Source organism: Bacillota bacterium (assembly GCA_036504675.1).
Lineage (GTDB): Bacteria > Bacillota > Sulfobacillia > JAJYWN01 > JAJZPE01 > DASXUT01.
The window spans coordinates 1-19,055 of sequence record DASXUT010000032.1 but is presented as its reverse complement, the minus strand read 5'-3'; the positions used below and the strand labels follow the sequence as shown (position 1 = coordinate 19,055).

16 protein-coding genes and 1 rRNA gene are annotated in these 19,055 nt (G+C 67.9%); 2 read left to right on the top strand and 15 right to left on the bottom strand.

The features are described from left to right. From VGL40_02510 to VGL40_02445, 14 genes are all read right to left on the bottom strand, one after another. On the bottom strand, window positions 1–601 hold a 601-nt coding region (locus VGL40_02510; GenBank protein ID HEY3314143.1), incomplete at its 3' end, for a DNA polymerase III subunit. Window positions 602–626: 25 nt separating this feature from the next. After that, a complete protein-coding gene (locus VGL40_02505; GenBank protein ID HEY3314142.1) occupies window positions 627–956 on the bottom strand; it encodes a cyclic-di-AMP receptor in 330 nt (109 codons plus the stop codon). Window positions 957–971: 15 nt separating this feature from the next. After that, on the bottom strand, window positions 972–1,634 hold the full coding sequence (gene tmk / locus VGL40_02500; GenBank protein ID HEY3314141.1) for a dTMP kinase: 663 nt from the start codon (window positions 1,632–1,634) through the stop codon (window positions 972–974). An 11-nt stretch (window positions 1,635–1,645) separates the two neighbouring features. Further along, window positions 1,646–3,130 (bottom strand): decarboxylase, encoded by a 1,485-nt coding sequence (locus VGL40_02495; GenBank protein ID HEY3314140.1) that lies wholly within the window; start codon window positions 3,128–3,130, stop codon window positions 1,646–1,648. A gap of 125 nt (window positions 3,131–3,255) precedes the next feature. After that, window positions 3,256–3,453, bottom strand: a complete 198-nt coding sequence (locus VGL40_02490) for a sigma factor G inhibitor Gin (GenBank protein HEY3314139.1) — start codon at window positions 3,451–3,453, stop codon at window positions 3,256–3,258. 108 nt (window positions 3,454–3,561) lie between these two features. Next, complete coding sequence (locus VGL40_02485) at window positions 3,562–6,417, bottom strand: VWA domain-containing protein (GenBank protein ID HEY3314138.1); 2,856 nt, start codon at window positions 6,415–6,417, stop codon at window positions 3,562–3,564. After that, on the bottom strand, window positions 6,407–8,236 hold the full coding sequence (locus VGL40_02480; protein HEY3314137.1) for a VWA domain-containing protein: 1,830 nt from the start codon (window positions 8,234–8,236) through the stop codon (window positions 6,407–6,409). Before VGL40_02480 ends, VGL40_02485 begins: the two co-directional genes overlap by 11 nt. A gap of 53 nt (window positions 8,237–8,289) precedes the next feature. Beyond that, complete coding sequence (locus VGL40_02475; protein ID HEY3314136.1) at window positions 8,290–9,195, bottom strand: DUF58 domain-containing protein; 906 nt, start codon at window positions 9,193–9,195, stop codon at window positions 8,290–8,292. Between the two features lie 75 nt (window positions 9,196–9,270). After that, complete coding sequence (locus tag VGL40_02470; protein ID HEY3314135.1) at window positions 9,271–10,266, bottom strand: MoxR family ATPase; 996 nt, start codon at window positions 10,264–10,266, stop codon at window positions 9,271–9,273. Window positions 10,267–10,344: 78 nt separating this feature from the next. After that, a complete protein-coding gene (locus tag VGL40_02465; protein HEY3314134.1) occupies window positions 10,345–12,288 on the bottom strand; it encodes a hypothetical protein in 1,944 nt (647 codons plus the stop codon). A gap of 62 nt (window positions 12,289–12,350) precedes the next feature. Then, a complete protein-coding gene (locus VGL40_02460) occupies window positions 12,351–13,298 on the bottom strand; it encodes an ABC transporter permease subunit (protein ID HEY3314133.1) in 948 nt (315 codons plus the stop codon). Continuing rightward, window positions 13,295–14,221, bottom strand: a complete 927-nt coding sequence (locus tag VGL40_02455) for an ABC transporter ATP-binding protein (protein ID HEY3314132.1) — start codon at window positions 14,219–14,221, stop codon at window positions 13,295–13,297. Before VGL40_02455 ends, VGL40_02460 begins: the two co-directional genes overlap by 4 nt. Further along, window positions 14,222–16,705, bottom strand: a complete 2,484-nt coding sequence (locus VGL40_02450) for a hypothetical protein (GenBank protein ID HEY3314131.1) — start codon at window positions 16,703–16,705, stop codon at window positions 14,222–14,224. A 169-nt stretch (window positions 16,706–16,874) separates the two neighbouring features. Next, entirely contained in the window at window positions 16,875–17,225 is a 351-nt protein-coding gene (locus VGL40_02445; protein ID HEY3314130.1) for a YfhL family 4Fe-4S dicluster ferredoxin, read from the bottom strand. Between the two features lie 136 nt (window positions 17,226–17,361). Between VGL40_02445 and VGL40_02440 the strand changes: the two genes are divergently transcribed. Continuing rightward, window positions 17,362–18,561, top strand: coding sequence for a methyl-accepting chemotaxis protein (locus VGL40_02440; GenBank protein HEY3314129.1), 1,200 nt, complete (start codon window positions 17,362–17,364; stop codon window positions 18,559–18,561). 43 nt (window positions 18,562–18,604) lie between these two features. Then, entirely contained in the window at window positions 18,605–18,880 is a 276-nt protein-coding gene (locus tag VGL40_02435) for an acylphosphatase (GenBank protein ID HEY3314128.1), read from the top strand. A 42-nt stretch (window positions 18,881–18,922) separates the two neighbouring features. On the opposite strand, the gene rrf is transcribed toward VGL40_02435, so the two are convergent. Continuing rightward, window positions 18,923–19,039: ribosomal RNA gene (rrf, locus tag VGL40_02430) — 5S ribosomal RNA — on the bottom strand. Window positions 19,040–19,055: the final 16 nt, after the last annotated feature.

Genomic DNA, 19,055 nt, shown 5'->3' with positions numbered 1-19,055 from the left:
TCCCGAGGTTGCCGCCGCTCATCACGGCGGCTTGGGCGACTTCGCTTTCCGGCCGGCCGGTCGTGGCCGCCAAGACTCGGGTCACCTCGTCCACCGGCGCCGGCCTGAAGGGGACCTGCTGGCAACGGGAGAGAATGGTGGGGGGCAGTGAGGACGGGTTATCCGTGGTCAGAATGATGAGCCCGTACTCCGGTGGTTCTTCGAGGACCTTGAGGAGGTTCTGGGCGGCGCTTGGGGTCAGGCGGTCGGCCTCGCGGACCACGTAGACCTTGCGGCGGCCGTCGTCGGGGCGCAAAGCCATGCCGGCCACCAGGTCGCGGGTCTCGGTGATCTTGATCTTCCCTCCGTCGGCCTCGATCAGCCGGTAGGCGTCGTCGCGTCCCGCGTCGATGGCCTGACAGCTGGCGCAGGCATCGCAGGCATCCCCCTCAGCCGTAGGGCTCTGGCAGTTGAGAGCCTTGCCCAGGTTGCGGGCGCAAGAGGTCTTGCCCAGGCCCTTGGGACCGGTGAAGAGATAGGCGTGGCCGACCGTTCCCTTGCCCACGGCCCTCCGGAAAAGCTCCTTGACCAAAGGTTGTCCGACCAGCGCCGACAGGCTCACAGGGTCATCCTCCAGAGATGGACGGCTAGACCTTCTCGAACCGCTCGACGTTGAGGACGAAGATAGCCGCCCCACCGACGAGGACCTCCACGGGGTAAGGGACGTATGAATCGACCGGGCCGCCGACCGGCGTCAATGGGGTGACCAGCTGCTCTCGGGATTGGCAGACCCGCTTTATGATGCCGGCGACCTCATCGATCTGGGGGTCATCGACCCCGAGGAGAAGGGTGGTGTTGCCCTCCTTGAGGAACCCTCCGGTGCTGGCCAACTTGGTCGCCCGGAAGCCCTTCTCGACCAGGGACTCGAGGAGCCGGGCCGCGTCCTTGTCCTGGACCACCGCCACCACGAGTTTCAAACCAGGACACCCCTTTTAGCGGTTCTTGATGAAATCGAGGACGGTCTGCAGCAAGTCCCAGTGGACCTCATCGATCGGCCGGTCGGCCCGGATGACCCGGAACCGGCCGGGATCCTCCCGGGCTAGTTCGAGATAGCCTTCCCTGACCTGCTGTCGATAGGCCTGGGCGCGTCTTTCGATGCGATCTTGAGGTCGGGCCGATTTCAACTGGACCAGACCCTGATTGGGATCGGCGTCGAGGAGCAGGGTCAGGTCCGGCAGGAGGCCGCCGGTGGCGAAGCGGTTGATCGACGCCACTTCCCGGCGCCCTAGGCCGAGGGCATGCCCTTGATAGACGAGGCTGGAGTCGACGTACCGGTCGGCGAGGACTAGACCGCCGCGGGCCAGGGCCGGCTGGATCTTCTCGGCGACGAGCTGCGCCCGGGAGGCGGCATACAGCAAAGCCTCAGCGGTGCTGGCCATTTCCTGGTTGGCCGGGTCGAGGATGATCGTCCTGATCCGCTCGCCGATCTCCGTCCCACCTGGCTCTCTCACCGCCTCGACCGGCCACCCCAGATCCAGAAGGGCCCGGCACAGCCGCTCGAACTGGGTGCTCTTGCCGACGCCGTCGCACCCCTCCAGGCTTATGAAGGTGGCCTTCGTCAGGGTGGGTCGGGCGGCCTCTCCTCGCGATCCCAAAAGCAATCCCCCTAGGTCAGGACTCTGATCCAGCTGAGCCCGGGGCCGCCGCCCTGGCAATGCCGGCCAGTCTGACGCAACCGGAGCAAGGTTTCCACGACGCGCCGGTCGATGACCTCCCCGGGCACGACCACCGGAACGCCCGGTGGAGCGGGCACGATGGCCTCGGCGGCGATTCGCCCGGCGCTCTCCTCGAGGGCCACCCGCCCCGCCTGGGCAAAGAAGGCCTCGCGGGGGGTGGCCGCCTGTTCTGGGAAGTCGGCCGGATCCGTGGCCCGGGCGGTCCGGGCCTCGCCGTCGGGGGCCGGCGGCCGGCCGGTGGCGTCCCCGGCTCCCCCCCCGCCCCGGCGGTCCATGAAGTACCTCCGAAGGCCCTCTACCAGCCGGTCCAGATCCGCTCCGGAGGTGCCCGGGCCGGCAACAAAGAGGGCGCTTCGCTCATCGGCCAGTTCGCCCTCGACCCCCTCGGCCTCCAGCCGATGGGCGAGATCGAGCCCCCCTCCAGCCGGGCCGGTTACGACGGTCAGTTTCAGCGGGTCGCTCCCGCGGCCGAGGGGAGAGGCGGCGAGCAGCCGAGCCCCGGCGAGGGCCGCAATCCTTTCGCCGGTCTGCCGGCAAAGGTCCGCCAAGCGCCCATAGACCTGGTTTCCGGCGGTGACCATAAAGCGGCGGGCGAGGTCCAGGGAAGCCAGGAGGGGGTAGGACGGGCTCGAGGTCTGAACAATGGATAAGGCCACCCGGACCCGATCGGGGTCGAGGCCCCCCCGCCCGAGGTGGAGCAGGGAACCCTGGGTCAGGGAGGGGCCCATTTTGTGCAGGCTTTGGGCGCTGGCGGCCACCTTGCCGAGGCTGAGGGCTCGGCCCGGAAGCCGGTCCGAGAAGCCGAAGTGGGCCCCGTGAGCTTCGTCCACCAGCAGTCGGCAACCGAGGACCTCGGCCTCCCGCCCTATCGCGGTGAGGTCCGAGCAGAGCCCATGATAGGTCGGGTCAACGACGACCGCCGCCCGGCCACCGGGGACTCGGCGGGCGGCCCGGGACAGGTCCCCGGGTTCCGGCGGGAGAGGCAGACCGCTGGGCTCGTCCACCCTCGCCTCAAGGTAGACCGGGCGGGCCCCGCTCAGGATCAACCCGCCGAGAAGTGAGCGGTGCATGGCCCGCGGAACGTAGACCACGTCCCCCGGCCCGACCGCGGCGATGATCATCGCCAGGACCCCGGCCGTCGAGCCGTTCACCAGGAAATGGGTGCGGGCGGCCCCGAAGGCCGCGGCGGCCAGTTCCTCCGCTTCAGCGATGACCCCTCCCGGGGCGTGGAGGTCATCAAGGCCACGGAGTTCCGTCAGGTCAATGGCCGCCAGGTCGTGGCCGAAGGCCGCCCCGACAAAGCCGGCCTCGCCCCGCCCGCCCTTGTGCCCCGGGACGAAGAACCGAGTCCGGTCGAGCTGCGCATGGGCGAGAAGGGCTTCAAATATCGGGGCCTTTTCCTGTGCGGACGGCAATCTCAGGCTTCCCCTTTCCACGGCTTGGCTGTAGATTCGACGGGCCACCGTTCATTCCCTGTCGGACCGGTCGGCCGGCGCGGGCGCCGTGGAATGCCGACGGGGGCCGCCCCAGCTGGCCCCCATCAACCGAAGATCAATCGTTTCATCCTTCGCCTGAGCTCCTCGTAACCGGTGTCGCCGGGGAAGAGGGCGACCAGCCGCCGCTCGCAGCGACGACAAAGATCATAACCGTTCAAGGTCAGTTCGCTACGGGTCAGGCGCCCGCAGAGACCGCATCGCGACAGCCTCGTCTTGGGTTCAAAACCGTCCTTGTCGACCAAGCCCACCACGGCGACCGGTACATTTCGTGTCGCACTCCCGGTCCCCGTTTATTGTATTCAGGGCGGGCCGGTCCGACACCTGCCTTGTGGGGTCCGTCGGCCCGGTCGTCACTTTTGCCGCCCGCGTCGCTTGGCTTCCAGGAGCCGGTCGGTCAGGTCGCCCGCGGCCGTCTGCGGCTCGGCCAGAGCGCCCTTTGACGGGATGTCCTTGGCCGCCATGGTCCGGGGCGGCGGGCCGCCGGCCGGCCTGGTCGAACCAAGCGGGGCGGCCGGCCCTGGTCGGACTTCGGACCTGGCCGGTAGGACCGAGTCCGCCAGCTCCTTCCGGCGACGCAACCGCTCGAGGGTCGGGGTAGAGGCCTCGATCCGGGCGGCGACGATCCGGCGCCGGCCGGCGACCGTCGACCAGATGGCCTGAAGGTCGGCCTTGGAGACGAACACGCGGCGCGCCGCCACGTCAAAGGGCATCAGCAGGGCGGCCAGGCCCAGAAGCCAAGGCCAGGCGTCAACGCGGCCGCGGTCCTTGGGGAGGTTGTGGGAGAAGGCTTCCTCCGGCCGCTGCAGGCTGGCCCCCCCGGCGGCGGAGGCGAGCCGGCTGAGGAAACCAGGGTCGACGGGGGATGGGCGGTACTCGGGCGAGTAGGGGACGGCCACTCCGGACATCGCCGCGGCGGCCACCTTGCCGCCCTCCTGCTGAGTCGCCTGGACCAGGTAGACCCCGGGGGCCGAGGCGTCGAAACGGGCCTCATAGCGCCCGGGCGACACGGGAATCAGATCGACTTGGTGGGCGACGAGGTCCGGGTCGACCACCGTGGCCTTGCTCGGGCGGGTCCTGGTCAGCTCGAGGGGGGTCTCGGCGATGATCCGCCCCTCGCCGCCGGCCACCGAGGTCTCCAGCCGAAGGATTCCCTCGTCCTGTTGGGGCAGGGTCCAGGCGACCAGGTTCGACCAGAAGCGGGCGAACTCGTTCCAGGATACCCAGGATGAGCTCCACTGGCCGTTGACATCGCTGGTCCAGGCGGCCGACCGGCCGAGGCCGTACTGCCATTGGGCGAGGACGGGATCGTCTTTCTGGCTGACCAGGGGGACCTCGGCGGTCTCCTTCGCCGAGGTGGCCACGTAGCCGTCGAGGGGCGGCAACCCGGCCAGGCCGCGCAGGGCCGCACTGTCGCCGGTGACGGCGGGCGTGAACCGGCCTTCGACCAGGTATGAGCGGGTCGCCAGGATGGTCTCCTTGGTGAAGATCTTGGGGATGCTGGGCAGGTCATCGGTCACGTAGTTGCGGCCCTCGCCCATGCGCGCCAGGGTGAGGAGGAAATTGACGTCGGCGTCGCTCCCGACCGCCACGGTCGACAGGGTGATCTTCTGCTCGGCCATCTTCCTGGTCAGCTGGTCGTAGTCGCCGCCCGCTCCGGACATCCCGTCGGTCAGCAGGATGATGTGCTTGAGCTTGGTCGAGGCCTTGGCCAGGGCTTCATAGGCCAGGCTGACAGCCGGGAAGATGTCGGTCCCGCCGCCGGCCCGGATCGTCCCGATGTCATCCTGGATGGCCCCGAGATCGGTGGGCGGCTGCAGCTTGACGACCCACTTGGCGGTGTCGTCGAAGGCGACCACACCGATCTGGTCCTTGGCCGAGAGGATCTCGGTCGCCCTCGCGGCGGCCTCCTTGGCCAGGTCGACCTTGGTGAAACCGCCCGCGCCTTCACTCATCGACCCCGACTTGTCGATCACCAGGACCAGGCCGAGGCTGGGTAGCTCGGCCCTGCTGCGGAGGTCCATGTTCACGGGAAGAGCCTCTTCGACCGGCGTCTTGAAGTAGCCGCCCGGGCCGTAGGCGTCTGGGCCGCCGACCATCACCAATCCCTGGCCGAGGTCACGGACATAGGCGCGGATCATCTCCATGGGTTTCGGCCCGAGGGCCGTCGCCGGCACGTCCACCAGCACCAGGCTCGAGTACTGGCGCAGTTCGGCCAGGGTCGTCGGGATCGCTGAAGCTGCCCGCAGGGTGGTCTTTATCCCCCGTGAGGTCAGGGCACGGGCCAGATTGGCGCCCTCGCCGTCCTTCCCTTCGACGACCAGCACCTCCGGAGGGCCGGCCACATTGACCAGGATCGAGCCCTGGTTGTTGATGAGGACGGTATCGTCGCGGGGATCGAGGTTCACGGTCAGGCTGTGCAGGCCGACCTCCATGGGGGGCACGGAGAGGACCAACCGGCTCTCCCCCTTGGCCACGGCCACGGTCTCCTCGCTGAGCAGGGTCCGGTCCCGGAAGAGGCGGAGGATGGCCGAAGTCGCCACATTGCTGTCCACCTTGACGACGAGGTCGACTCGTTCCCCCTGATGGGCCGAGGCCGGCCCGCTGACCTGGTCGACCAGGACCTCCGGCCCCTGGCCCGGGTCGAGCGGGACGACATCCAGCCTGATCCCCCGGTTGGATAGGGTCTTCGCTTCCTCCACCACGTCCTCGAGGTTCTGTCGCCCGTCGGAGATGAGGACGATCCGCTTCAAGGAGTCTCTTGGATAGAGCGCTTCGGCCAACCTGATTCCGGCCGCCAGATCGGTGAAGTGCGGGTCGGGCCGGGTCTCGACCCGGTTGAAGTCGATCGTCGCGTCGACCGGAAGGTCGACCATCCCCTCCCGGCCGACAGCCACTACCGCGGCCCGGTCGTCAGGCCCCTTGGCCGCCAGTGCCTTCCTTATGAAGTCCTCGGCCGCTTCTTTGGACTTGCCGACGCTGTCGGAGACATCGACGACAAAGACGACCGTTTGGCTCTTGATGGCCTGCCGCCACTGGGTCCCGGCGAGGGCCAGGACGAGGGCCACGAGGATGGCCGCCCGCAGGCCGAGGACCAGCCGGTGCCTGGCCCGGCTCCAAAACCAGGGGTTCGGCCGCCAAAGGGCGACCGTCGGCCCCAGGAGCAACAACAAGGCCAGCCACGCCGGGTTGCCGAACTCAAGAACCACGGTGATACACCCACCATTCCACGGTCAGGACGCCCAGGGCCAGGATCGCCGCGACCGGCCAGACCTCCCGGTTCTCCGCCTGGGCCTTGGCCGCTCCGCCCAGCGCCCTTCGCCCCAAGCTCAGCCGGTCGGGCACGGCCAGGGTCGACTCGGTGGCCACCGGGAAGTTGACGGCCACGTGGGCCACGACCTCGTTCGACCCCCATTTCTGAGTGATCTCGTAGAAGCCACGCCGGCCGACCTGGTCCAGAGGAGCGGGCGGGAAGGGCGGGGCGACCCTGGTCACCTTCTGCGACGGATCGGTCACCGACACTTCCTCTGCCTGAGGTAGGGCCTCAACTCTTAGCCGGTCGTCCCCCGCCTCCGGCAGGGCCGCTCCGGCCCCGACCGGCAACTCCCACGCCATCAGGTTCTGGATGAGGATGGGGAACCCCGTCCGCAAGGGGAGGTCGCTCTGGTGCAGATCAAAGGCAAAGACGGCCGCCCGCCGTCCGGCTTCCTCCCCGGCGATGAGGAGGGGTCCGGTGGAAGCGTCGATGACCGTCCTGGCCCAGGTCGGCAGGGTGAGCTTCTTGGCCTTGGCCACATGGACCTGGCGGAGGTCGACGTAGCTGAGGAGTTGCTCTTCCGGTCGGGCCGCTTGGGGGAAACCGGCCGGGGCCTCAGAGCCTACCTCTGCGGGCCAGTTGCCGACCGGCGGGTCCAGGCTGATCAGGTTGGCCTTGGGAAGGGACGGCGGCAGGAAACCGTCGAAGACGTAGAGGTCATAATCCCCGGCCTTGTAGGCTTCAGGGGCGCACTTGAAGAGCTCCACCCCCGGGTAGAGCGACAGGGCCTGCTCGAGAAAGCGATTACCCTTGGTCACCATGAGGACCCGGGCCGAACTTTCCCCGGCGGCCACGGCGAAAACCTCATCGTCGCCCTTGAGGGCACCCCCGGTCGACAGGCGAGCTTGCAGGAGACGGGCCTTGGCCGGCAGGTCCTCCCAGAAGACGTCCTTCTCTTCGCCGGCCTTCAACTCCACTTCGCGGGCATCGAAGATGGCGCCGTCGATGGCCAGGGTCAGGACGGTGGTAGCCGATTCCGACCCGAAGTTGATCACCCGGGTCATGGCCACCGCGCGGGGCCCCATCGGACGGACGGAAAGCCCGGTCACGGCGAGGTTCTCCGCCTGGGTGCCGACGGGCAGATAGACCACTGGTAGGGTGAGGGCGAAGTCAGAGGGCAGGTCCCGGTAACCGCCGTCGCCCACGATGATCACCCGCAGCCCCGCCCGGCCCTTGGCCATGGACTCCGCCAACGACAGGGCTTTCCCCAGGTCGGCCGGGCCGTTGACCGTCCTCGCCCCGGCGAGCGCGGTCCGGAGGGCACGGGCGTCGTGGGTGGAGGGAAGGAGGACGCGGGGCAGGGGCCCGACGGCGACGATGGTCATCGTGTCCCGCGGACCCATGCCGGAGACCAAGCCCCCGATCTTCTCCTGGGCCTTGGCCAGGCGGGTCGAGCCCCCTTCCGCCGCCTCCATGCTGGCCGAGACATCGAGGAGGACGACGGTGTCGCCGGTCCCCTGACGGGGGGCCACCAGGTAGGGGCGGGCCAGAGCGAGGGCCAACAGCAGGACGATGAGGAGTTGCAGGAGGAGCAGGAGGTTCTTTCTCAGCCTCTGCCACGGGGCATTGGCCTGGAAGTCGCGGACCAGCTGTCGCCAGAGGAAGGTGCTCGACACGGGCACGTCTTTCCGCCGCAACTTGAGAATATAGAGCAGGATGATCGGGGGGGCCCCGAGCAAGAACAGGAAGCCCAAGGGGGCGAAGAAACGCACGGTCGTGACACCTCCCTTCGTCCGGCGGTGGATGGGGCGGGAGACCGGCTAAGTCAGCGGACGATTCCCGCCCGGCGGAGCGACTTGGCGATGACCTCGTCCGCCTTCTCGTCCGAGGAGACCTGCCAGAAGCCGATCTCGTGGCGGCGGCAGAAGTCGCGGACCTCGTTGACATAGGCGGTGAGTCGTTCGCGGTAAGCGCGGATCAACCCGGGCGTCGCCGAGACGTCCTGGAATTGACCGGTCTCGACGTCGGTCAGGCGGGCGTCACCGGCGATCTCCGGGGCCAGCTCATCGGAGGAGAGGACCTGGATGACGAAGACCTCCTGGCCCAGGAAGCGGAGGTAGTTCAGGCCATCACGGTAGCCGAGCGGGGTCAGGAGGTCACTGATGACGAAGGCGATTCCCGGCCCGCGCCGGTATCGGCCGAACTCCTTGAGCGAGCGACCAAGGTCGGTCTCGCCGGCGTCCGGCAGGTATTCGAGAAACTGGAAGATCCGCCAGATCTCGCCCCGGCCGCGGACCGGCGGGTAGTAACGGTCAAGCCCGCGTCCCAGGCCGCCCAGCCCGACTTGGTCGAAGCTGGTCAGCCCCAGGTAGGCCAGGGCCCCCGCCATTTGCCGGGCGAGACGGGCCTTTGACGGCTTGCCCCAGGTCATCGAGGCGCTGGTGTCGACGAAGGCGTGGATCGTCGTGTCCTGCTCCTCCATGAACAGCTTGAGGTAGAGCCGCTCGAAGCGGGCGTAGGCGTTCCAATCGACCTGGCGGAAGTCGTCTCCGGCAGTGTAGTTGCGGAAGTCGGCGAACTCGACCGAGCTACCCTTGCGGGGGGACCGGCGATGACCGGCGTGGCGACCGGCCAGGCTCTTGTGGACGACGATGGACAGGGCCTCGATCCGCTTGAGCAGGTCGGCGTCGAAGAGCCGCCCCTCCGCCGCCGGGACGTCAGCATCGGCCAATCCGGTCACCCCCTCGCGAAAAGAATCGTGGCGGCCCTGATTCGGCCGCCCCGGATGGTCGGGCCCCGCCGGGCTTCAACCGGCGCTGGTCGGCACGGCGGTGAGGAGGTCTGAGATGACGTCGTCGGTCGTCAGTCCCTCGGCCTCGCCCTCGAAGTTGAGGAAGAAGCGGTGCCGCAAGGCCGGGGGGGCCACCTCGCGCAGGTCCTCGTCGGCGACGTTGAAACGCCCTTCGAGGAGAGCTCGGATCTTCGCCGCCAAGACCAGGGTCTGCAGGCCGCGCGGGCTGGCCCCGTAGCGGACGAACTGGGCCGCCTTGGCCGAAGGGCTGTCCTTCGGGTGGGTCGCCAGCAGGAGGCGGACGGCGTAGTCGGCCACCGGGTCGGCGATGGGTACGTCCCGGGCCATCCGGGTGAGGCCGAGGAGGTCCTCACCACTAGCAATCTGCCGGACTTCAGCCTCGTAGCCGGTGGTCGTCCGCCGGATGATCTCGGACAGCTCGCCGGCTTTCGGGAAGCCCACCAGGACCTTGAAGAAGAACCGGTCGAGCTGGGCCTCGGGGAGGGGATAAGTGCCCTCCATCTCGATCGGGTTCTGGGTGGCCAGGACGAAGAACGGCTTCGGCAGGGTCCGCGTGGACGTGCCTACGGTGACCTGCTTTTCCTGCATCGACTCGAGCATGGCGCTCTGGGTCTTGGGCGTCGCCCGGTTGATCTCATCGGCCAGGACGAGATTGGCGAAGATCGGTCCCGGCTGGAACTCGAAACGGCGGGCCCCGGCGGCGTCCTCGGCGATGACGTTGGTCCCGACGATGTCGGCCGGCATCAGGTCCGGGGTGAACTGAATCCGTGAGAACTTGAGGGCCAGGGCCTGCCCGAAGGTCCTGACCAGGACCGTCTTGCCGAGCCCGGGGACCCCCTCGAGGAGGGCGTGCCCGCCCGCCAGGATGGTGATAAGCACCTGCCTGATCACGGCCTCCTGGCCGACCATCACCCGGCCGACCTCGCTCTCCACGGCGCGGACCATCTCGATGAACCTGGCGGCCATCTCGGCCGCCGTCTCGGAAGCCATGGGTCTCACCCTCTCCAACCGCCCGTCGGCAAGAGCCGACGGGTCGGTCGTTTTCCGTGCCCCCGTGGGGGCCGTCGTTCAGTTGCCCGCGCCCGGGTCGAGGGAGCCGAAGTACTGACGGATCAAGTCTTTGAGGCTGGCCGGCAAATAGCCGTTATCGACCGCGGTCATGGCCTCCCGGCTATATGAGCCGAAGACCTCACTGTAGGGCACCAGCCCGCTTGAGCCCAGGGAGGCCTGGCTGGTGTCGGTGAACTCGCTGTCGCCCTGGCCCAGCTTCCCACCGATGGCCGACGTCTGGCCGTCTCCCCCCAGGCGGGTCGGGTCGTACAGCCGCTCGTACTGTCCGACCTTGTCGCCGGAGGGGTTCTGGGGGTTGGTTTGGCCGGGCGTGTTCGGCGCGTTGCCTCCCGAGCCGGCGTCGGTGTTGGTCGATCCGGAGCCGGCTCCGGAGCTGCCCCCGCCTGAGCCGGACTGGCCCTGGCCCGAGGTACCCTGACCCGAACCCGACCCTTGACCGCCGCCCGATTGCCCCTGGCCGGATCCGGAGCTACCGGAGGAGCCCGACCCGGAACTGCCCGTGGAGCCCTGGCCGCTACCCGTCGAGCCACTGCCTGGCCCGGCCTGATTGCCTTGTCCACCCTGGCTCCCCGATCCACTCTGGCCCCGCTGCCCCTGGCCACTCTGGGCGGCCTGCGAGAGGCGACCAGCCTGAGCCACCGCGCTCTGCGCCGCCTGGAGGGTCGACTGCGCATTGGCCAGCGACTGGCTCCCGGTGGCCGCTTCCATGGCCGCCTGGACGGCCGAGCTTAGGGCCTGCATGGCCTGGGTCCCGGCGGATTCGTCCGAACCGGCCAGAGCCTGCGAGGCCGCGGCCGCCGCCCGGGCCAGCGCCCCGCCGGAGGTCGAGCCGGCCGCCCGGCCGAGGACTCGACTGATCTCCTCTCGATCACCGGACGACAGGTTGGGGGCAGCCCCGGCCAGCTTATCCAGCTCCTGCTTGGCCCCCTGGGCCTCGCCCGAGGCGATCTTCTCCCCGGCCGCCTGTCCAGCCTTCGTCGCCTTGAGTCCGCTCGCCAGCTCACTAAGGCCCTGACCGGCCCCGCCCGCTTGGCTCCCCGCGGCCTGAAGGCCGGCCCTCTGAGCCAGCTTATCCTGAGCCTTGGCCAGAGCCTTGAGGGCCTCCTCGGCGCTCCTCGCCCGCTTGAGCTCCTTGGCCAGTTCGGTCAGGGCTTTTTGGACCTCCGCGGCGGTCTTGGGGTCGACCGCGGCGAGCTTCTTGTCCAGGTCACGGGAGACCTTCTCAACCGCCTTGACCTGGTCGGTGACGGCCTTGCGGACGGCCTTGTCGCGCTCGGCGACGGCCGCCATCGGGTTCGGCCAGACGGCCAGGGCGACCACGGCCACCAGGCCAACAGTCAGGCCGCGCCAGGCTCTGGCCGGCCACTTTACGGGCAAGGCCTGTTCGGGTCGAAAGGATTTCAGCCGCTCCAGGGTGTCCCGCCGCTGCGCCCGGGCGAAGGCCGCGGCCAAGTCGGTTGGGTCACCGTCCCCCTGGCGGGTGACCCCCGAGTAGTACGCCGCGGTGACCACGCGCTCGCTGAGGCCGGCCCGGTCGACCGCAACGGCCACCCGGCGCCAGCCCGGCTTGAAGAGCAGGCCGTAGGCTACCCCGGCGGCCATCGCCCCGGCCGCCAGGCCGAGGCACCACCAACCGGGGTCGATCACCGGACGTCGGCGAGCCACCAGGAGGACGAGGAACGCCGCGGAGACCGCCAGGATGGCTGAGAAGGTCAGCCCGTCGATGGCCATCTGCCTGGACAACCGAGCCCGGGCCGGAAGCAGGGCCGCCCGTAGCTCAGGGTCTGGCGCTGGGAAGGCCCGCCCCGGGGCAGTCTCCCCAAGCGGCGACCGGAGGGCGGCCAGCCGGTGACCCAAGCCGGCGGCCAGGCGCCGCCCTTTGGCAGATAGATCTCTCCTCCGCCCGGCCGACCCGGGTGAACCGTGCTCTGCTTCCTTCATTTCCGGGTACCTCCAGTCGAACCGAGGCCGTCGGCCTCGGGCCGCGCCGTTCCGCCAGTCCTTCAATCCGACCCGTCCCCAACGGCGGACGTCCGCCCCCGGCCCCGCCTGCCGCCAAAGGTTGGGAACGAGACTCCCCTTGGCCGCAGGGAACGGACCGGCTTGATGAAATAGACCGAGGCCATGGTCAGGGCGACGATGGTGATGGCGCTGAAGATGAGGTACGGTTGCCAGGCCGGGGTGGTCGGGCGACCTGGTCCCCAGCTACTGGAGAGCACAGGGATGGGGAAGTACGGGATGTAGAACCCGCCCGTCGTGGGCATCGCCGACATCAGGGCCTGGAGCGGGTTGAAGTTCATGAACCAGGGCATGGTCGGGCCGTAGTAAGGCCCGACCCTTGCTTTCATCGAGCCCATCGCCATCTGGATCCCGCCGAGGACGTAGGTCCCGAAGACTAGGGTGAAGACCAGGGCGTAGGCCAGGATGGTCGCCGCCTGCGTCCGCCTAAGGAGGGTCGAGCAAAACAGCCCGATGGTCGCATAGGCCAGGCCGGTGATCACGAAGATGAGCAGGGTCATCAACAGTTCGCGCGGGGAAACCCCGCCGAACAGGAAGACCACGCTGTAGACGGGCACCGAGGCGACAATGAGGAGGAGGACGAAACTGACCGCGGCGGTCAGCTTCCCGAGGATGATGGAGGTTGCCGACAACCTCGTGCAGAGGAGCAGGTCAAGGGTCTGCCGCTCCCGTTCCCCGCTGATCAATCCCGCCGTCAGGCTCGGGGTGACGAACGCCACCAGGAGCAACTGGAAGATCGCCAGGACATAGAAGATCTGCATGCCGACCTGAGGGTTGAGATACCCGCCGTTGAGGATCTGGGAACTGAGGAGGCGGAAATAGGCGTAGCCGACCAGGCCGAGCAGGAGGACATAGAGGGTGATCACGCCGGGGGCCCGCCAGGTCCGCATCCGTGAACGATACTCCTTGGCCAGGATGGGATTGAGGATCATCGCCCGTCCCCCCTTGTCACTTGCATGAACACATCCTCCAGGCGATGGTTTCCCTCGGTGAAGGAGACCACCCGTAGCCCCGACCTGATCAGGTCGGTCAGCAGGCCGGCCAGGGCTTCATCGGAACCGTCGAAGACCACCTTAATCTCGTCGGCCGTGGCGACGGCCGACTTGACCAAAGGCGCCTGCCGGATGATTTCCGCCGCCCGCTCCTGATCGTCAAGGACCTTGATCATGAGGACGCGGCCGCCGTGAGTCCGCCCCATGACCTCATCGACCGGTCCGGAAACGACGATCCGCCCATGGTCGATGATGGCCAGGTGGGAGCACATCTCGGCCAGTTCGCTCAGGATGTGCGAGCTGATCAGGACGGTCTTGCCCATGACCTGGAGTTCCTTGATCAGTTCCCGCATCTCCACCCGGGCCCGCGGGTCAAGCCCCGAGGCCGGCTCATCGAGGAGGAGCACGCTGGGGTCGTGGACGAGCGCCTGGGCCAGGCAGAGGCGCTGTTTCATGCCCCGAGAGAGGGTGTCGACATACTCGCCCCGCTTATCGGTCAGCTCGATCAGTTCCAGGAGGTCGGCGGCGACCTTCTTCCGCCTAGCCGGAGCGAGTCCCCGGCTGGCTCCGTAAAAGTCGAGGTATTCGTCGACCCTCAGGTCGTCGTAGACCCCGAAGAAGTCGGGCATGTACCCGATGAGCTGCCTGACCTTGGCCGGATCGCGGCTCACCGGGGCCCCGCCGACGTAGGCTTCGCCGCCGCTCGGCGCGAGCAGCGTGGCCAGGATCCTGATGGTCGTGGTCTTGCCGGCCCCGTTCGGGCCGACGAAGCCGAAGATGCTCCCCCGGGGCACCTCGAACTGGAGCCCATCGAGGGCCTTGGTCCGCCCGTAGGTCTTGGTGACTTGGTCGATGCGGATCATCTACTTCACCTTCCCACGGGCCGAGATCATCGGCTCGCCGAGGTTGAACCAGACCCCGCCCGGGTTGGTGACCTTGAGCCGGACCCGGCCGTCGGGCGAGACGAGGCCTTTGCCTTCGCCGAGATCAACCGTGCTGGTGTCGAGCCTCGCGGCCACCCAGGCCTTCTTGGCCCAGTCGTAAACCTCGGTCTTGAGGGCCACGGTGCCCGGGCCGTTCTGGGCGTTGGGCAACCAGAAAATCAGGCTGGAAAGCTGTCGGGGGACGACCGGGAAGACCGCTTCGAAGGTGAGCGATCCATCCGAGAAGGCATAGCCGTCGGGGTTGTGGGCCGCCGTATTGCTCTTGGCCTCGATGAGCGTCGGTCGGAGCAGGCCATCCGGGATGAGTAGGTCCTTGCCGTCGACGAAGGAGACCTGGGCCGGCGACCCGACGAAGGCCAGGTAGTAGTCTTGGCCCGGCTTGTCGGCCACGGTGGCCTGGTCGATTGGCTGGTAAACCCAGCCCCCGACGACCACCCGGTCGTCGTCCCAGCGCCCTTCGCGCTCCCAGCCAAAGGCCGCCTCGAGGAGCATCCGCCGGCGGTTCAACTCGCGGTCGACGGTGGTCGATGTCCCCTTCGGGTTGTATTGGTTCATGATCTGCGTCAACATCGGCCGGCCGTAAGCGCTGCCGCCGACGGCCGTCAATTTGAGGTCGACCGGCGCCGTCTGCCCCGGCCCGAGGTCGCCCAGGCTGGTGTACCCGAAGTCGGACACGATGAAGGCGTCTTTAAGGGTGAAGGGGGTCTTGTTGGTGACCGAACCGGTCAGACCGTTCGGCCCGGTGCGGAGGTTGGACTCGATGGCGCCCTGGGAAGGCACCGCGCGGTCGACCATGAAGCTCTGCATCGACCACATCCGCATGTCCGTGAACTCAACCGTGGTCGAACTGCCGGTGCTGATCCGGGTGGTGATCGGGCCGGCGCCCCCTGAAGCCGCGCCGGAGCTCACCGGCGGCGGGGCGTCGAAGGCCGACAAGGCGGCCACCAGCGGGTCTCCGGCCAGACTCACCCGATAAGCGCGGCGGCTGGGGGCGAAGACCCCGACGTAGGTCTGGGTCCTGGCCGTCGGCACCCCGGGGTCGAGCCTGACGATGGCCAAGTTGTTGGTGATAACGTCCCGACCCTTCCCCTTGAAGGCGAAGACGTAGGCACTCCCGGCGAAGAGGACCACCACCAGCGGAATGGTCACCCAGGCCCAATCGCGGCGGTCAAGCCGACGCAGAATGAAGTAGTTGAGCGGGCCAATGATCAGAACGTAGATGAGGAGCAGGGCGCCAAGGAGCCTCATCGACGGGAGGTCCATGACCGGCAAGTTGCGCAGGGCATAGGCCACGCTCGGCGTGCCGAGCAGGCTCACCGACCCGGACGGGGCCATCTTGCTGGAGATCAGGACCTGCGCCGAGGCCGCCGTGGTCGAGGCCGAGGCAACCTTGGTTGCCAGGAGCTTGGTCCACAAGGCCGTGGTTCCGCCCCAGTCGGCCAAGGGGGCCAGGGTCAGATCGGCGGAGAAGAAGAGAAGGTGACCCCCAGCGATCCTGGCATCGACCAGGAGGGGCAGGTCGGTCCGGCCGACTTCGATGGTAGTGCCGGTCTTGAGCTTGACCTTGGAGACCGTTCCCGCGGTCGCCCCGGGCATCGTTTTGCCCGCGTAAACGGCCAAGGGCGAGAGGTCGGCCGGAGCCGTCCCGTCGACCTCCACCGGCAGCAGGGCAGCCGGTAGTCCGGCCAGGGTCTTGCGGGCGTTGGGCCCGCCAGCCACGGCCAGCGTGCCGCGGACCCCGATCCAGGCCTCGATGGCTCCCCACTGATCCTGGCTGATGGCTTGGGTGTCGACATTGTCGAGGACCAAGAGGTCGAAGTTGTCGAGGACCCCGACGTGCCTTGAAAGCTGGGCCGGCTGCAGGTGGACGACGGTCACCCGCCGTTTCTGATCGAGGGTGATGGCGCCCAGATAGTTGAGGGCCGCGGGGTCGTCGGACAGGACCCCGACCGTCACGTCGGTGGCGGGAATGGCCTCCATCTGCGCGCGGGCCGAGGCCAGTTCGTCCGCCCCACTGATGAACCTGGCTTCGATGGCGTGCTGTAGGTCGGTGAACGGGATGTGCAGAAGAAAGGCCTTCTTGGACCCGCTGGCGACAACGGCGTCGACCGCATACTCCGTCCGGTAACCGGAGTTGGCCTCGAGGTGATCGATGACGACCCGGCCGGACACGTCCGGACCAGTATTGGTCACGACGACTTCGACGGGGACCCATCGTCCGAACTTGGCCTGGCCGCCGAAGCCAGGAATCACCGTCATTTTCAGATTCGTCGCGGACTGGTCGGTCCCGGCCGGCTGGCCACCTTGTCCGGCGGCCGCGACCGGACCGGCGGCACTCCAGCTGAGCACGAGGACGATCAGGACAATCCAGAGGGCGAGGCCCGGGTGACGGCGCAGTGGCAATCGAATCCCTCCGCAAAGGCGCCTCAAATCAATAGCTATGACGCGCCTGGCTGTGAAAAGGTTCCCTTCCGGCGGTTCGAACACCTGCCTCGGAAACCATGAAACCCCTGCTAAATGCAGGGGTTTCGGGATCTTTCCAAGGGCGGGGCTCGGCCTGGGGCCGTCCTTCTTATTTGCCGTGCAGCTTGACCTTTTTTTGCATCAGCTCGTCCTTGCTCTCCGCCTTGTCCGGGTCCTTGACACAGGCGTCGACCGGGCAGACCAGGGCGCACTGCTGCTCATCGAAGAAACCAACGCATTCAGTGCAACGATCCGGGTTGATCACGTAGTTCTCATCACCCGGGCTGATTGCGTTGTTCGGGCATTCGGGTTCGCAAGCGCCGCAAGCGATGCAATCGGTGGTGATCTTAAAGGCCAAAACGTTCTCCTCCCTTCCTTGAATCGGCCGTGACTGACTATATCTTTTTCGGTTTCGAAGGGATAATTCCTTTTCGTCGCCGGAGAAAAACTTCGGTCCCACGGCCTTCCCGGCGCTTCTCTGGGCCGCGGGCGACCGCCGGGCAGGGGTCGGCCCGGGCGGCGGTGAATTAGCTGAGTCGGCGCCATGATCGGGCCCGATCGAGTCGGGCCACCCTCGGCGTCAGGGAGTGGTGATTGTGGTCTTCCTCGGGTTCGTCGGTTGCCTCGGAGCCGGCTTCTTCTTCGGTTGGCTGTTCGCCCGAGGCTCCGGCCGGCGAGCCGTCGCGCCGGCGGTCGACGAGACGATGCCGGGTGCCCGGTCCGTCGGCAGACAAGCCCAGGCCGAGCCAGCCGACGGCCGCCCGGGCGAGTCCACGCCGCCCGCACCGGTTTGGCCACTCGAACTGGCTTCGCTGCCGGGAACCGTGCGGCAGTTGCAGGACCGGCTCGGCCAGGCCGCCGGCAGCGCCGGTCAGATGAAGGACCACCTGGCCACGGTACTGCGTCTGGTAGGCGAGGTCAATGGGGCTTTGGAGCAGGTCGGCGTATCGGCCAAAGAACAGGCGACAGACTACAACTCGACCTCCGACCTGGCCAATCAGATGTCCGAGCGGATGACCAGGGTCGAGTCCGAGGCACAGGCTCTCGGAGAAGCCGCCGGCCGGACCCTCGAAGCGGCGCGGGGCGGCGGCCGGGCGGTGAGGACAACGGTCGAGGGCATGGAGCAGATCAAGACCACCGTTTACGCCAGCGCCGACAGGATGAGCCAACTGGCTGGGGATTCACGGCGCATCGGCGAGATCAGCGAGGTCATCGGCGAGCTCGCCGGGCAGACCAATCTTCTGGCCCTCAATGCGGCCATCGAGGCGGCTCGTGCCGGTGAGCACGGCAAGGGGTTCGCCGTAGTCGCCGATGAAGTGCGCAAGCTGGCCGATAAGTCGGGTGGGGCGGCCAAGCAAATCGCCGAGTTAGTCGTCGGCATCAGCCGCGCGACGCGCGAAGCAGCGGCCGCGATGGAGCAGGCGACCCATCATGTCGATGACGAGTTCGGGCTGATGGCCGGGCCGGCCGAAGCCCTCGGGGACATCCAGGCGACGGCTGAGAAGACGAGTTCCCGCGCCACCGGGATCGTCGAGCAAGTGGCCCTCAACTCGCGGGACATCGATGGTCTCCGCCGGGCCATCGAGGACCTCCGGGCGATCACCGGCAAGAACGCGGCCACCGCGGCCGAACTGGCCGAAGCCAACTGGTTTTCGACCGCCCTGCGAGGGCTCGAGGCGGCTGGCGCGGAGGTCGAAGCCGCCCTGGCCGACGGCCATGGGCTGGCCGAGGAGATGTTGGAACGGCTGGAGGCCGTCGCCGGTCAGGGCGGTCAAGACGTGAGACCAAAGACCTGATGGCAAGGACCAAAGCTGACCGACGTGAGGATGGGACTGGACGATGAAGGCCGGGGTCAACCTCATCATCAGCGGGCACGTCCAGGGGGTCTCCTTCCGATACCACATGGCCTTACGGGCGCAGGCCCTGGGCTTGACCGGTTGGGTCAAGAACCGGCCGGACGGGCAGGTCGAGGTCGTCGCCGAGGGTGATGAGGACGGGCTGCGGTCCCTCACCGGATGGTGCCGGCACGGCCCTCCGGGGGCCTGCGTGGCCGGCGTGAAAGTCCGGGCGGAGGCCTACACCGGCGACTTCAAAGACTTTCGGATCAGCGGCTGAATAGCCGAAGCCCCTTGCCAAAAGGCAAGGGGCTTCAATATTTCCCGGCAGCGACCTACTCTCCCAGGCAGTTACCCGCCAAGTACCATCGGCGCGAGAGGGCTTAACTTCCGTGTTCGGGATGGGAACGGGTGTTTCCCCTCTGCTATGGCCACCGGAAAGCTGGTGGTGCTTT